General features: G+C 73.7%; 17 protein-coding genes. 9 read left to right on the forward strand and 8 right to left on the reverse strand.

Annotation, left to right across the window (positions count from 1 at the left end; all coding sequences use genetic code 11):
• Positions 1 to 121: 121 nt before the first annotated feature.
• On the reverse strand, positions 122 to 511 hold the full coding sequence (locus ACIO92_RS27780; protein WP_366441352.1) for a VOC family protein: 390 nt from the start codon (positions 509 to 511) through the stop codon (positions 122 to 124).
• Positions 512 to 921: 410 nt separating this feature from the next.
• Here ACIO92_RS27780 and ACIO92_RS27785 point away from each other — a divergent pair, with 410 nt between their 5' ends.
• From ACIO92_RS27785 to ACIO92_RS27815, 7 genes are all read left to right on the forward strand, one after another.
• The gene (locus ACIO92_RS27785; protein ID WP_401241726.1) at positions 922 to 1395 is read left to right on the forward strand and encodes an SUKH-3 domain-containing protein; all 474 of its coding nucleotides are present in this window, start codon (positions 922 to 924) and stop codon (positions 1393 to 1395) included.
• Entirely contained in the window at positions 1388 to 1783 is a 396-nt protein-coding gene (locus tag ACIO92_RS27790; RefSeq protein WP_402283733.1) for a YwqJ-related putative deaminase, read from the forward strand. The genes ACIO92_RS27785 and ACIO92_RS27790 overlap by 8 nt, the downstream gene beginning before the upstream one ends.
• A gap of 2 nt (positions 1784 to 1785) precedes the next feature.
• Positions 1786 to 1923 carry a hypothetical protein gene (locus ACIO92_RS27795; protein ID WP_366441355.1) on the forward strand — a complete coding sequence of 46 codons (138 nt, stop codon included), beginning with the start codon at positions 1786 to 1788 and terminating at the stop codon, positions 1921 to 1923.
• A gap of 14 nt (positions 1924 to 1937) precedes the next feature.
• Positions 1938 to 2111 (forward strand): hypothetical protein, encoded by a 174-nt coding sequence (locus ACIO92_RS27800; protein WP_366441356.1) that lies wholly within the window; start codon positions 1938 to 1940, stop codon positions 2109 to 2111.
• Positions 2111 to 2266, forward strand: coding sequence for a hypothetical protein (locus ACIO92_RS27805; RefSeq protein ID WP_402283730.1), 156 nt, complete (start codon positions 2111 to 2113; stop codon positions 2264 to 2266). The genes ACIO92_RS27800 and ACIO92_RS27805 overlap by 1 nt, the downstream gene beginning before the upstream one ends.
• A gap of 355 nt (positions 2267 to 2621) precedes the next feature.
• Entirely contained in the window at positions 2622 to 3809 is a 1188-nt protein-coding gene (locus tag ACIO92_RS27810) for a 4-hydroxybenzoate 3-monooxygenase (RefSeq protein ID WP_401241715.1), read from the forward strand.
• 440 nt (positions 3810 to 4249) lie between these two features.
• The gene (locus ACIO92_RS27815; RefSeq protein ID WP_402283729.1) at positions 4250 to 5971 is read left to right on the forward strand and encodes a methyltransferase; all 1722 of its coding nucleotides are present in this window, start codon (positions 4250 to 4252) and stop codon (positions 5969 to 5971) included.
• A gap of 91 nt (positions 5972 to 6062) precedes the next feature.
• Here the strand turns inward: ACIO92_RS27815 and ACIO92_RS27820 are convergent, their stop codons facing one another.
• From ACIO92_RS27820 to ACIO92_RS27850, 7 genes are all read right to left on the reverse strand, one after another.
• On the reverse strand, positions 6063 to 7154 hold the full coding sequence (locus ACIO92_RS27820) for a trypsin-like serine peptidase (protein ID WP_402283727.1): 1092 nt from the start codon (positions 7152 to 7154) through the stop codon (positions 6063 to 6065).
• Positions 7155 to 7481: 327 nt separating this feature from the next.
• Positions 7482 to 8123, reverse strand: coding sequence for a class I SAM-dependent methyltransferase (locus ACIO92_RS27825; RefSeq protein ID WP_366441361.1), 642 nt, complete (start codon positions 8121 to 8123; stop codon positions 7482 to 7484).
• A 94-nt stretch (positions 8124 to 8217) separates the two neighbouring features.
• The gene (locus ACIO92_RS27830; RefSeq protein ID WP_402283725.1) at positions 8218 to 9387 is read right to left on the reverse strand and encodes an Ig-like domain-containing protein; all 1170 of its coding nucleotides are present in this window, start codon (positions 9385 to 9387) and stop codon (positions 8218 to 8220) included.
• Positions 9388 to 9750: 363 nt separating this feature from the next.
• Positions 9751 to 10548, reverse strand: a complete 798-nt coding sequence (locus tag ACIO92_RS27835; protein WP_401241701.1) for a L,D-transpeptidase family protein — start codon at positions 10546 to 10548, stop codon at positions 9751 to 9753.
• Complete coding sequence (locus tag ACIO92_RS27840) at positions 10545 to 11378, reverse strand: hypothetical protein (protein ID WP_366441364.1); 834 nt, start codon at positions 11376 to 11378, stop codon at positions 10545 to 10547. Before ACIO92_RS27840 ends, ACIO92_RS27835 begins: the two co-directional genes overlap by 4 nt.
• Entirely contained in the window at positions 11350 to 11901 is a 552-nt protein-coding gene (locus ACIO92_RS27845; protein ID WP_401241699.1) for a SigE family RNA polymerase sigma factor, read from the reverse strand. Before ACIO92_RS27845 ends, ACIO92_RS27840 begins: the two co-directional genes overlap by 29 nt.
• A gap of 188 nt (positions 11902 to 12089) precedes the next feature.
• The gene (locus tag ACIO92_RS27850; RefSeq protein WP_402283722.1) at positions 12090 to 12890 is read right to left on the reverse strand and encodes a HEAT repeat domain-containing protein; all 801 of its coding nucleotides are present in this window, start codon (positions 12888 to 12890) and stop codon (positions 12090 to 12092) included.
• A 664-nt stretch (positions 12891 to 13554) separates the two neighbouring features.
• On the opposite strand from ACIO92_RS27850, the gene ACIO92_RS27855 reads away from it, so the two are divergent.
• On the forward strand, positions 13555 to 14028 hold the full coding sequence (locus ACIO92_RS27855; RefSeq protein ID WP_402059368.1) for a DUF6232 family protein: 474 nt from the start codon (positions 13555 to 13557) through the stop codon (positions 14026 to 14028).
• Positions 14025 to 14375: a hypothetical protein gene (locus ACIO92_RS27860; protein WP_366441368.1), complete on the forward strand. Its 351-nt coding sequence runs from the start codon at positions 14025 to 14027 to the stop codon at positions 14373 to 14375. The genes ACIO92_RS27855 and ACIO92_RS27860 overlap by 4 nt, the downstream gene beginning before the upstream one ends.
• Positions 14376 to 14405: the final 30 nt, after the last annotated feature.

The raw sequence follows: 14405 nt of genomic DNA on the forward strand, positions 1-14405 counted from the left end.
CGTAGGGGGGGGGGGGGGGGGGGGGGGGCCCCCGGGGGGGGGGGGGGGGGGGGGGGGGGGGGGGGGGGGGGGGGGGGGGCGGGGGGGCCCCCGCGCCCGCCCCCCCCCCCCCGTCCGCGTACTACGAGGGCAGGCCCCCGTACGGCACGGTGATCAGTTCCATGAAGTGCCCGACCGGATCCATGAAGTACACGCCCCGGCCGCCGTCGTGGTGGTTGATCGTGTTCGGCTGCCGCCGGTACGGATCGGCGTAGTGCTCGATACCGCGCTGCTCGATCCGCGCGTACGCCGCCTCGAACTCCTCCTCGGAGACGAGGAAGGCGTAGTGCTGCGGGGTGATCCGGTCCTCGGGGATCGTGGCGAAGTCCAGGGTGACCCCGTTGCTCAGCTCGACCGCGACGAACGGGCCCCCTTCGCCGCTGATCTCAAGTCCCAGCAGCTCCGCGAAGAACCGCGCGGACTCCCGGTTGTCCCGGGCGTGGACGATGGTGTGGTTCAGCTCGACCGGCAAGGAATGCCTCCGAAGGCATCTCCCGACACCTCCATGCCTCACCGGGGCGGTGACCGGCACGCGATGTCGCCGTCCAGCCTAGTCGCGCCCCCGTCCCCCGGCCAGGCGATCCACAGCGGTTCCGTCACCGCTTCCCGTTCGTGAAGGCGCCACGCGCGGGTACGGGCGGCCGGACACCCGGCGAGTGCGGGTGGACTCCCCGTCAGGAACGCCCTGAGGTACGAATGTTCGACATCGTGAACAGTCTGGGAGCGTCTTGAGGAGGCCGTCGGGTACGTCGTGGCGTTCAAACCCCACCCGCTGGGCCACGGCGAGCACAAGCAGCCCTGCCGATCGTGCAGCATTGCCATGGAGATGGCCGGAACCACCGCCTACACAGGGTGAGGAACGACGGAGCACACATGCCGCGCTTGAACACGCCAGAGGACGTCGACGCCTGGTTCCGGGAGTACGGGTGGTTCCCGGGACGCGATGTGGCCGAGACCGTACCGGCGATGATCGCCGGAACCACCGAGGAGTACCGCGAGGAAGGCTTCCCGGTGGAGCCCTTCGAGACGGCGACCGCCTTCCTCGGGGAGCACGGCGGGCTGCGCCCCACCCTCGACGCCGCCCGTGAGGACCATCTCCACCTCACCCCGTACCCGGGCTTCCGGTCCGCCCCCGCCGAGGTCGCCGAGCTGAGCCGTGACCTCGGCGTACGGCTCTTCCCGGTCGGGCCGGACGGCTCGGACGGCTCGGAGGGCTCGCCCGTCCTCATCGACGAACGGGGCCGGTTCTTCTACGTCCACGACACGGGCGACTACTGCGTGGGCGCCGACGAGCGCGAGGCCGTGATCGCCCTCGCGCACGCCCCCGTGCAGGACGCGGAGGACCTCCATGTCTGATCCGACCCCCGGCACGGCGGCCTCGCTGCTCATCCACGGCACGATCACCAGCCGCACCGACCTCACCGGTGACGGCGAGCCGGAGCTGCATCCCGCCGTGCGGGACTTCTTCGACGGACTGCCGCCCGCCCTGCGGGAGCCGTTCCCCGGCCACTGCGCGGAGTCCGCGCTCGTCTCCGACGAACTGTCCGGCCTCGACCGGAAGCGCGGCGACGGCAGGAGCGCCACCCTCGACGAGGCCGTACCGCACTTCGCGGGTGCCGCCCTCGTGGCCCGGAAGATCCGTCCGCACGGCGACCCGGAGCACGGCACGGAGGCGGAGGTGTGCCGCTCCTGCACGGCGCTCCTGGAGCGGCTCGGCATCGGGGTCCTTCACGACCAGGGGTGAGCGTGACGCCGACCGGGGCGGGCTGGTGCCCCGGCCGTGACGCGGGGGAGGCGGCGGTGCCGGCGGTCCTCGTCGTGGCGAGCGTCGGCGCGGAGCTGTTCCCCGCCGCCGAGCGGGCCGTCCGCGAGTTCCCCGGCTGAGCGTCCCTCCCGCCGTGGCCGGGGTCCGGGAGGTCGCCGCCGTGGGCGGTGCCGTCGACCCCCGGCAGGCCCGTTTCGACGTCCCGGCCCCGAACCGGCCCGGCCGCTCCCTCGGCGACCGGCTCTTCCCCCTCGGCCGTACGGACACGGACGCGCCGCTCGCGGTCGACGAGGAGGGGCGGCTCTGATGCCCGGTCCGGGCGGACCCCGGCTCGTGGGCGGGACGGTCCACGAGGGGCTCTCGGCCCTCGCGGGCGACATCGCCCCCGTACGGCTCCGCCCGTTCGTCCGGAGCTTCCCGCTGCCCGCCTGGGCGTGTGGGCGTGTGGGCCGGGGGCTGTGAGCTGACGCTGGGCGTACCGGCCCCTCCCGGAACGGAGGACCCCTGGCCAGGTGGAGTGCGTGGTCACGGTGGGCGGTCGTGCGGAACGCCCGGTCCTCACCCTCTCCGCGGGCCTCTCCGTCTCCCTGGGCCTTGTCGGCGGCTGCCGTCCGCCTGTGCGCGGGCCCTCGCCGACTGGTCGGTGAGGGCCGCTCCCTGAGCCGGACCCCGAGGTCCGGACCCCCGTGGTCCCCGGCGGCAGAATCCTTTTCTCTCCTTGTACGGCATTCGGGTGATATCCAGCATCCGTCACGTTTGGCCACCCTTAAGATCCACTCTTGTGACAGAAAGTCAAAACGCTTCTCCTGTAAGGGACATGGCGGGTTCCGCCGATGTCGTCATCCTCGGCGCCGGCCCCGCGGGACTGGTGCTCGGGAACCTCCTCCTCCGTGACGGGATCGACTGCGTCGTCCTGGAGCGGGCGAGCCACGCGCACGTACGGCAGCGGACGCGGGCCGGGTTCCTCGCTCCGGCCACCGTACGGACCCTGGCCCGGCACGGTCTCGACGAGGGGCTGCGCAAGCGCGGACAGGAGCACGGCGTCTGCGAGTTCCGCACCGAGGACGGGCGTTTCCGCCTCGACTACGGCCTCCTCGGCAAGGGCGAGCCGCACACCGTCTACCCGCAGCACGACCTGGTCACCGACCTTGCCGCGCTCTTCCTCGGGGCGGGCGGACGCATCCTCTTCGACACCGAGGTCCTCGACGTGACCGGCGCCGACGGGCCGCGCCCCTCGGTGACCGTACGGGAGCCGGACGGACGGACCGCGCGGTGGCGCGCGCGGTACGTCGCCGCCTGCGACGGACGGCACGGCGCGGGGCGGCGCTCGCTGCCGCCCCGCGCGGTCCGGCGCCACCACCGGGACCACGGGGTCTCATGGCTCGGACTGCTGGCCGAGGCGCCGCCGAGCCTCGACGCCGTCGGATACGCCACCCACCCCCGGGGGTTCGCCGGACACATGGCCCGCTCGCCCGAGGTCACCCGCTACTACCTCCAGTGCCCGCGCGGCACCGAGACCGGCGACTGGTCCGGGGATCGCGTCTGGGAAGAGCTGGAACTGAGGCTGCGGGCAAGTGAGTTCGGTCCGCTGATGCGAGGGCGCGTTCTGCGGAGCACGGTCGTCGACTTCGAGTCGGACGTTCTCGAACCCCTGCGCCACGGCTCGCTGTTCCTCGTCGGCGATGCCGCGAGCCTGATCAGCCCGTCCGCCGCCAAGGGTGCCAACCTCGCGGTCCTCGAAGCCGAGATCCTCGCCCGCGCCCTCGCCGACGACCTCCACCACGGCGACGCCGAGGGGCTCGACCGGTACTCGGCACGCTGCCTCGAACACATCTGGCGCGCCCAGGAGTTCTCCCACTGGATGATCCAGCTCCTCCACCGTGTGCCCGGACCCGACGGCGGTGCCTCGCCGTTCCAGGAAGGACTCCGCCGCGCCCGCATGGCGGAGCTGCGGAACTCCCCCACCCGGCAGAACTGGTTCGCCGAGCATTACGTGGGCGTCTGACCGCTCTGACCGCTCTGACCGCTCTGACCGCCTGGCCACCCTGACTGTCCTGGCCGCTCGGACTGTCCTGAACACCCCGATCGCCCTGGCGGCTCTCGCCGTCTCGTCCGCCGCGACGGCGCAGTGACCCGGTCCCTTCCCGGACCCGGCCTGACCCGCCCCGGTGCGGGAGTGTCGTGCCGAGTCCGATCCGTCGCGCCTCGATCGACGGTGCCCGGCTCTTCGTCACCGGCCGTCGCGCCTTCCCCGGCCCTTCGCGCCCGCCCCTGCCGTCCCTGCCCGGCGCCCGCCCCCGGTCCTCCCCGGCGGAGCCCCCGGCACCACCACCAGCCAACTCTCCTTCTCCCAGGTGCATTTCACCTGCCCTCCTTCTGCTCCGTGGGCCCGGCCGCCCGGCCGTGGCTCTCCGCTTTCCCGCCCTCCCCGAAGGATGTCCCCTCATGACGAACACCAGCCCGGCTCCGGCCGTCGGCCTCCCGGGTCCCGCCGTTCCCGACGACATCGCCCGGCTGTCGGCCGCCGCCGCGTTCGTACGGGAGCAGGAGACCGCCGACCTGCTGGCGCGCGTCCTGCCGGGGCTCGACGGGCCCGAGCTGCGGGCGACGGCCGAACGGTGCCGGTTCGCGCACGCCGCTCTGCTCGTCTTCCCGCCCGACGAACCTTCCCTGCGCGCAGAGTTGGCCGCCGCCGGGCTCGCCCCGGACGGACCGGCACGGCCCAGCGTGGTGGTACGGGACCGGCTGGCCGTCCGGTACGGCCTCGGGGCCGGGGAGCTGGACGTACGGATCCTCCGGCCGCCGGTCCACGGGCCCGGCGGCGAGGGGCGCGCGGTGGAGGTGTTCGCGCTGACCGTCCCGGAGGGTTCGGGGCTGGGAGCCGTCGCCGCCGAGGAGCGGACGGCGGACCACGAGGCGCACCTCGCCTTCGACGTGCACCGCCCGGACCCCCTGGTCCTGCGCGGGCTGCGCGCGGGCTTCCTGCGGCACGGGGCGGCGCCGGACGGGGGCGGCTGCAACCCGCACGAGGACGGCACCGTCTTCTACTTCGACGCACCCGGAGACACGAAGTCCCCTTACTTTCGGGTGGAGTTGTACGCCAGGGGCGACCACCGGGACGTCCTGGCCGAGCACCTCGCGGGGAGCCCGGAGGTGCACCCGGCGGAATCGCTCCTCCGGCTGCTGACCGGCGCCTGGACGACACAGGCGCTGGCGGCGTGCGCGGAACTGCGGCTGCCGGAGGCGATGAGTCCGACCGTCGCCGCGGGAGCCGGGGAGCTGGCACGGGCGGTGGGTGCGCGGCCGGAGAACCTGGCGACGCTGCTGCGGTACCTCGCCATGGTGGGCGTGGTCGCCGAAGAGCCCGGCGCGCGGGGCCGGTTCCGGTTGACCGGGGCGGGACTGCTGCTCCGTGAGGACACCGAGGGATCGATGCGGAGCCTGGCGCTGATGTACGGCGGGCCGTTCTACGAGTCCTTCGCGCGGCTCGCGCACACCGTGCGCACGGGAGAGCCGGGCTTCGAGGACCGGTACGGCGAGAACCACTTCGACTACTTCGCGCGGCACCCCGAACTCGCCGCCCGGTTCGACCGGTCCATGGCGGCGAGCGCCCGGATGTTCGCACCGCTGCCGGGGCATCCGGTCGTCACGGCCGCCGCGGCGGCCCCCGGAGGACGTACCGTCGTGGACGTCGCGGGCGGCACGGGGGAGCTGCTGGGACGGCTGCTCGCCGCGCACCCGTCCCTGCGCGGGGTCCTCCTGGAGCGCGCGCAGGTCGTCGACGCGGCGCGCGCCCGGCTCGGCGCGGTCGCGGAGCGGTGCGACTTCAGGACCGGAGACTTCGCGGACGTACCGCCGGGCGGGGACGTGTACGTGCTCTCCCGCGTCCTGCACGACTGGGACGACGAGCGGTGCCGGACGATCCTGCGGCACTGCGCGGACGCGATGGCGCCGGAGGCCGAACTCCTGATCGTGGAGCGGCTGTTGCCGGTGGACTCCGCGCCGTCCCTGGCGACCGCGTGGGACCTCCACATGATGTGCAACACGGGCGGCAGGGAGCGTACGGCCGCCGAGTACGCCCTGCTGCTCGCGGACGCGGGCCTGGACCTCGTCGGTCACGCCCCGCTGCCCCTGGAGGCCCATGTGCTGCACGCCCGACGGCGCTGATCACGCGGTGCCGCTGGTGGACGAGCCGGGGGTGGAGCGGCTGCCGGAGCTGCCGAGGGCCCGGCGGGCCGCCTTCCTCGGGGGGCGGCGGTCAGGTGACCGAGCCCTGCTGGTCCCACAGCCACTTCATGTCTCCGCCGAAGTGCGGGCTGTCGTTGTTGCCGCTGGAGTCCTTGTGCTTGCCGCTCGTCACGCCGTTGATCTTGCCCAGGTTCGTGAGGGGGTCGATGGTCCGGAGCCAGGGGCCGCCGCTGCCTCCGCCGTCGAACCCGGAGCCTTCCATCATGATGTTGGCGGAGTTCTCCGTGGAGGTCTTGGTACGGCCCGCGTGCTGGTACTGCGTGTTGCCGTAGTCGTGGAAGACGGGGTAGCCCACGATGGTGAGGTCCTCCTCGTGGGTGTAGTTCCAGGACAGGCCGTTCCCGCCGACGGCGTCGACGACGCGCTGGCCCGCCGCGTTGGGGTTCACGGTGACGAGGGCGAAGTCGTAGGGGCTGCCTCCGCCGTCGAGCCAGTAGTCGAAGGCGCGGAAGGACTTCGCGGTGAACCTGCCGTACGGGGCGGTCTGGCCGTTGGTGTTGTAGGCGGGGATGAACACCCAGTTCTTCATCCAGATGCGGTCGGTGTCGGGCGGCCCGCCGTTGCCGCTGCCGCCCACCGCGACACAGTGCCCGGCGGTCGCCACCATCATCTTGGACGGGCTGTTGATGGCCGCTCCGGAACAGATCTGTGTCACCGTCGGCTGGCGCGGATCGGTGAACTCGACCTTGCCCACGCTGCGGTGGAGCACGGTTCCGGCGGCGAGTTCGGGCGCGAACGCCCGCTCGATCCGCTGGACCGCCGGATCGGGGAGCCCCTTCGCCCACGCCTGGGACGGGGCGACGGGGGCCACGGAGCCGGGCGGGCCGTCGAGCGGTACGGTGCCGGTGGACCTCGACACGACCCGGCCTTCCGGCAGGTCCGCCGTGAGGAGCGCGCGCGTCCCGGCGGACGCGGTGTGGAAGCGTTCCACACGGCGTGCCTCGGCCGGTGTGTCCACGCCGGTCGCGTAGGCGGTCGAGGCGAGGCGCTCGGTCGGCCCCGGGGCGGCGGGCCCGTTCGCCGTCGCTGTCCTCTCCGGGTCGGCGGCGGTCGCCGGTACGCTCGTCAGCCCCACGCACACCAGGGATGCCGACGCGAGCATCCCCCAGAAGGTCCTTCCCCTGCCCCGTGTCCGGGACGTGGACTCCGGCCGATTCATGCTGCTCCTCCCGTCGACGCGGGGCCCGCTGGGCACGCCCCTGCGCGGATCCTCAGGGGCGTTCGGACGCGGAGGGAACGGGGACCGTACGAATCGCGCCTCCGTGTCTCCGGGCCCTGGCCGTTCTTCTGTTTCCGTACGGGCGGCTGAACTGCCGAGACCGGACGATGTGTCGACGAAGCGCGGTCGGCGACGGAACACGACATTGGCCTGATCGCTTGTTCCCCGGCGTCTTCCCGCCGGACGGGCACAGGTGTGCGGCGGCCCGTGTCAGGTGCCGACGGCGTCCCGGCGGGCCAGCAAGTGGGCGTCGAGGTAGCCGCGTTCGGAGGCCGGGTCGTGGAGCAGCCGGGCGAAGGGGGTGAGGCCCGCCTCGGTGAGCAGGGCGGCGAGCGGGTCCACCGGCCAGCTGTAGGCGGGTGCCACCTTGTGGTCGAAGCGGACGGGGCCGGGACCCTCGGTCCCGAAGAACGAGACGAGCAGCAGGCCCCCGGGCGCGAGGACCCGGGCGAGTCCGGCGAGCAGCGCGGGCAGTTCGGCGGGCGGGGTGTGGATGGTCGAGTAGTGCGCGAGGATCCCGCCGAGCTCCCCGTCCCCGGCCGGGAGGTCCTCCATCCGCGCCTCGTCGAACCGCAGCGCCGGGTGGGCCCGCCGGGCGTGGGCGACCATGCCGGGGGAGAGGTCGAGCCCGAAGGCGTCCAGGCCCAGGTCGCGCAGCAGGGCCGTGAGGTGACCGGGCCCGCATCCCACGTCGGCGGTCCGGGTGTTGCCGGTCCCGCGCACCAGCTCGGCGAAGGTGCCGATCATGGCCCGGGTGAACGGCCGGGTCTCCAGCCGGTCGGCGAACAGCGACGCGTACAGTTCGACGACCCCGTCGTAGGCCGCCCTCGTCTCGTTCCTGTGTTCCGTCACGGACCGATGCTAGGGGTGCCGGGAGGCCCGGGGGCCCGGGGGCGCGGGGGCCCGCAAGCCTCGCAGCCGCCGGGACGCGCACGATCCGCCCCGTTCAGTTCAGCGCGCTGAGCTTGCGCCACTCCTTCCACGGCAGGTTCCAGTTGCTGTAGCCGTTGCCCTGCGGCGGGAGGCCCTTGGTGTCCTTGCCGGTGACCGTGAAGGGATCGCCGACCTGGATGTCCCCGTACAGGGAGGCGGCGTTCGTGGTGCTCATGCCGATGCAGCCGGAGCTCTTGTTGGCCTTGCCGAAGTAGGCGGAGTTCCACGGTGCGGCGTGGGCGTAGGCCCCGGACCAGGTCAGGTGCATCGAGTAGGCGACGTCCTTGTCGTACGCGTCGCCCAGGCCCACGCTCTGAGAGGTCATCCTGACCGTGCCCGCCTTGCGCATCAGGACCTGGGTGCCGCTCCAGGACGCTTTGTCGCCGTGGGTGGGGTCGCCGCCGGACACGGGGATCTTCCGGACCGTCCTCCCGTCGCGCCGGAAGTCGAGCTGCTTGCTGTCGAGATCGACCTGCACCTCCTGGGCGGAGCCGATGGTGAAGGAGAGGTCGTAGTCCCTGGCGAACAGGCCGCCGGTGGCGCCGGAGTCGACGCCGTCGAGCAGCGCCTCCAGCCGGACCTTCGTCCCCGGCTTCCAGTAATTCCGGGGCCGCCAGTCGACGCGCTCCCGTCCGTCGTGGTGCTCGATCCAGCCCCAGGACCCCTCGGTGCCGTTGTCGGTGGTCACCTTGAGCGCCTTCTCCACGGCGGCCTTGTCCGTGACGGGGGCGTCGAAGATGACGGAGACGGGGTGGGCGATGCCCACGGTCCGCTCCGTGGGCCACAGCTCCAGCTTGTTGACCTTGTCGGCCTTCGCGGTGGAGAACGACGTCTCCTGGGTGCCCGGGGTGCCGCCGTCGCCCCGGGTCCCCGCGCTCACCCGGTACGTCTCCCCGGGCGCGGCCGGGCGTTCCGAGGTCCACACGGTGTCCTTCGCGGACAGCGTGCCCTTGAGTTTCCGGCCCTCGCCGTCGGTCACCGTGACCGAGGTCAGGGTCCCGCCCCGCGAGGTGACCTTCACGGGGGTCCCGGCCCGTGTCCCGGTGCCGCTCGGTGTCACCGCGACCGTCGCGGCAGGGCCCCCGGCCTTCGTGGGGGCCGCCGCCCTGCCGTCCGCCCCGGGCGCCGGGTCGCCGGAGGCGCAGGCGGTCAGGGTGAGCGGGGCGAGTACGGCGGCCACCATCCCGAGGCGGGTGGAGCGACGACGTGCGAACGGTTTTTTTACGGTACCTATGGGGCGCGGTGAGGCGATGGGCATCTGGGGCTCCAGCGGATGTCGCGGGTGGGAGGTGCGGGGCGTCCGTGGTGGACGCGTCCGGGCCGGGCCCGGAGAGGTCGGAACGGCCCGGTGGGCCGGAATGCTCGGGGCCGTACGGCCCGGTGGGCCGGGAACGAGCGGGGCGGCTCAGGGAGCCGGGGGAGTGTGGCGCCGCTCAGCGGGCCGGAAAGGCGCGGTGCCGGACGGCGCGGCGGGCCAGGAGCGCGGTGCCGCTCGACGGACCGGGGGCGCGGGGCGGTCCAGCGGGCCGGGAACGCGGGGAGCGGCTCATTCGGCCAGGTCCGCGCGGGGGCCCATCACGACCATCGGCTTCGCCCCGGGCTCGAGGGCGCGCAGCAGTTGCTTCATCTGTTCACGGGGGATGCCCACGCACCCCTCGGTGCCGCCGTAGTGGCTGACGTGGAGCCAGATGCCGCCGCCCCGGTCGTCGCCCATCGGGCGGGTGAAGTCGTACGGCGGCTTCCCCGGGACGCGGTTGTAGTTGATGGCCACGACGTAGTCCAGGGCTCCCGCCTTGGGCTTGTTCTCCGGATTGAGACCGGAGGCGGTGTAGACGGGGCCGCGGTTGAGGTCGTACGGCAGGTCGGTGCCGGGGTTCGGCAGCTTGCCGCCCGCGTCGGTGAGCGTGAAGGTGCCGACGGGAGTGCGCTTGTCACCCATCATGTGGTGCTTCGACCAGCCCTTGTGGCCGTTGCGGGCGGGCCAGGCCGCGGCGGCGGGGACCCAGCCACGGGTGGCGTGGCGTTCGTAGAGGCGGACCGTCGAGTGGTCGGAGTCCTCGCCCTCGCCGGTCACGACGACGACCTGGCGGGTGTCGGCTCCGACCGTGGCCCGGGTGCGGGGTCCGAGGCCGGGCAGTTCGGCGGGCGCGGTGGGGGAGACGGAGGGGGAAACGGCGGCGGCGGAGGCGGGGGCCGCCCGGCCGGCCGTCTCACCGGCGGGTGCGCGGCCGTCCGCGGAGCGGTCCGGCTTCTCCGCCGTGCAGGCCGTCAGGAGCAGCCCCGAGGCCAGGGCCACGGCGACGCCGGGCCGTATGCGCCGGGTGCGGGTGGTCGACCGGTTCATCGCTCGGTTCCGTTCTTCTTCTCCGGGGGGTTCGGCGGGTGGTCCGGCTGACGGAACGTCGCTTCCTCGACCATCGTCAGGGCCTCCTTCAAGGTCTGTTCGGGTACGTCGTCACCGGCGCACAGCAGGACTTCGATCGCCGTACGGGGTTCGGGGGAGCCGGGGAGCGTCCCGGTGTAGGCGGTGGCCCGGTCCTGCCCCGAGCAGCCACGGCCGAGGTTCTCGTCGGGCGCGAGCTTCCGGCCGTCGCGGAGTTCGGCGGCCGAGTACCCGTCGCTGCGGTACCGGACGAACTCGACGATCAGGTCGTCCGGCGACAGCTGCTCGGCCGGATCGCACCGCGTGGACTTCTGGCACGGCCTCGGTGGCTTCCTGAGCGGGGCCGTCGAGACGTAGCCCTCGGGGCGTACGCCCGAATCCGGTACGCCCGGCAGCAGCAGGGTGTGCCAGCCCCGGGGGACCTTGAGGACCAGACCGGCCAGTTCCTCTGCGTACAGCGTCGTCGTGGTGACCTTGTCCGTCGGCCGGGCCGGGGTGGCGGGCGCGGCCGTGACGGCGGGCCCCGCCACGACGTCCTCGGTCAGGACGGCGCGGGGGAGCAGCGTCGCCGTCAGGGCCAGCACGGCCCCGCCGAGGACCGCGCCGCCCGCCGCCCGGCGTCTGCGGCGCCGGATGCGTTCCCGTACCTGTCCCAGCCGGTCCGCCGGGGTGGGCAGATACGGCGTGGCGCGGTCCAGCAGGACGCGCAGCTCCCGCTCGGCGGAGTCCTTCTCCGGTTCGTCCGGCGGGGTGTCCCGGTCGTCAGAGTGCCAGGAGCGCACGGCGGTCACCCGTCCCCTCGGCGGTGGGAGGGGGCAGCAGCCCCCGCAGGGTGCGCAGGGCCTTGGACGACTGGCTCTTGACCGTCCCCTGGGTGCAGCCCAGGGTCGCCGCCGTCTCCTCCACGCTCAGGTCCTCGAAGTACCGCAGCACGACCACCGCGCGCTGCCGCGCGGGCAGCGCCCGTATCGCGGTGGCCAGCACCATCTCCAGCTCGACGGAGGCGAAGGGGTCGTACGGGTCCGCCGACCGCGTCCGGAGCGTCTCCGGGGGGAACTCGCCGTGCGGCACCTCCCCCCGCCAGCGTCTGCGCCACCACGAGTTGTGCGTGTTGACCAGCGCCGCGCGGATGTACGCCTCGGGGTGGTCGCGGCCGATCCGCTCCCACTTGGGCCACACCTTCGCCAGCACGGTCTGGAGCAGGTCCTCCGCCAGATGCGCGTCCCCGGTCAACAGCCAGGCGACCCGCAGCAGGCGCGGCCCCCGGGAGGCCACGAACGCCTCGAAGTCGCCGTCGCTGCTCATGGGGCCCATCCCGCTGTCCTCGTCTCACTCGTTCCACACGAGGGGAACGGGGTGGGCGGCGGATCAGGTTGCCCCCGTACGGAAATATTTCCGTACGGGTGTCCTACGGGCGGTCAGGGGGGGCGTTCCTGCGGCCCCGAGGGGGCGGAGGCCCGGGGTGACGGCTCCCGAGGCCCGGATGGGGGCACCGGCCGGTCCTACGGCTCGCGGGCGTCCCGCACCGCCTTCCGGACGGCCGGGTCGGGGTCGGCGGCGAGGGCGTCGAGGAGTTCGGTGACCCCGGGGGTGGTCCAGTGGGAGACCCCCCACACCAGGTACTCCCGTACGCCGGGGTCGGGATGGGCGGCGAGGCGGGCCAGCCGGGGCAGCGGGCCGCGCCGCCGCATCGCGAACCAGTCCAGCGCCTCCCGCAGCACGACCGGGTCCCCGGGGTCGCCCGCCGCCTCGATCCTGGCGAGCAGGACGGCGGACGGCGGCGGCGGTCCGTCCGCCGGGCGCGTCAGGCGTTCGCGCAGGCGCCGTGCCCCGTACGCGCCCCGCACCTGGCACCCCTGGCAGACGCAGGGCCGGGTGCCGTGCGAGTCCGGCCGGTAGCGCCAGCCCGCCACCTGGGGCGCGGCGCGGATGCGGTGGATCTCGCGGGGGAGGATCGCCCGGGGGACGAACACCTCCCAGCCGCGCGGGTCGTCCAGCGCGCCGATCCGCCGTACCGCCTCGGCGGCGGGGACGGTGGCCTGGGCGTCCCGCCACCGGTCCGAGTAGTGCCCGACCAGGACGGGCTGTTCGTCGTCGAGCCGGACGTGGACGGCCACGAGGCCGCCCCGCCCGCGGAACCGGGCCAGCTCGCGCAGCCACTGGTGGGTGAGGGTGTGCGACGGCAGTACGGGGAAGCAGTACGCGCCGCGCGCGCCGCCCTGCCCGTGACTCACCGCCCGGACGCCGGACCGCCGGACGCGCGGGACGTCCGCCGCCGACGTGAGGTGTACGAACATGGCCATGACCAAGGATGCTAGGCCGTGTTTCGAGAGTCCCGCCTGCCTGGCGTCTGGCACGCACGCTCGCCGCGTTGTCGGGACACCCCGATACAACCGGTATCGGGGCGACCCTCCGCCTTGCGGTCGCACGCACCGGACGCCGCCGGGCCTGCCCTCCGGGCAGACGGCGCTCCTTTCGAAACACGCCCCAGCGCCGGGGGTACGGGCCCCAGGGTGAGCCTCTGTCCCCCGGCCCCCTGGCCCTGGCTCCTGACCTGCGGCCCCCTCGACGCGATTGGCCGGTTCTCGTCTGCCGTGAGGGGCGGCGGAGGCGCTTAATGGGGCTCCCGCGCGGGACGCGGGGTGAGCGGGGTGAGTGGACACGCGCACGGGGGAGCACATGGACACCACGGGGAACCTGGGGAACTCGGGGCCGCCCGAGCGGCCGGTACCACCGGGAGCGTCGACCGGACCGGAGCGGCCCTGGAGGCCGGGGGCCGGAAATCCGGCACCCGGCACGCGGGGCGGGGCGGACTCCGGTACGCCGGGCGGGGCGGACTCCGGGCCGCCCGGACGGCCGCCGGGGGCACCGCCCGCGCCGCCGTCCGAGCCACCGCGCGAGCCTCCCGCCGGGCCGTCGCGGCCGTTCCCGCCGCTGCCGCGCCCGGGAGACCTGCTGGAGATCTCGGTGCGGCGCCGGATGCTCTGGGTCGGTGCGGCGGCCTTCCCGCTGCACAACCTCAGCCGGGTCCAGGCGACCAGGTACCGGCCCGACCGGGGCGCTGCCCTGCTCAGCCTCCTGAAGTGGCTGCTGGCCGCCGTCGTCGCGTTCGCGGTGCTCACTCTGATGTTCGGCGGCGGCCCGGACTCCGTGGGAGAGAACGGAGGGGTGCTGTTCATCGTCCTCGTCCTGATCGCCGTCTTCGTCGGCAGGTCGCTGTTCGAAGCGGCGACGCCGATCCTGATCCTGGAGACGGCCGGGGGCACCTGGACGATCGTGACCCTGCCGAACGTGGACGAACTGCGGGACATCGCCGGGCGGATCGTCCACGCGATCGACCACCCGGAGGCCGAGTTCACGAAGAACGTCTACCAGTTCACCCAGTACAACGGATCCGTCATCCAGCAGACCGGCAACAAGAACAGGGCGAAGAATCTGTGAGTGAGCCGACCCACCACCACACGGTCTACAACGGCCCCGTCATCCACCAGCAGGGCGACAACAACCACGCGACCAACCACGGTTCCGTCACCATCGGCCACGGCGACCAGGAACTCGCCGCCGCCGTGGGGGAGCTGCGCGAACGGCTCCGCGCCATCGAGGACCGGCTCACCCCGGACCAGGCACGGCTCGTCGAGGAGGCCCGGCCCGTGCTGGACCTGAACCGCGAGGAGATGGCCGCGCGCGGCCTCACCCTGGCGCGGCTCGGCGGGCTCGCGAACGTCATCGGCCCGATGGCCCAGCCGGTCGCGGACGCGGTGGGCAAGCTGATCCAGCTCCTGGGCTGAAGGGCTGCCGGGCCCCGGCCCCGCTCCTCC

This window comes from Streptomyces sp. NPDC087215, from assembly GCF_044744885.1.
Taxonomy (GTDB): Bacteria; Actinomycetota; Actinomycetes; order Streptomycetales; family Streptomycetaceae; genus Streptomyces.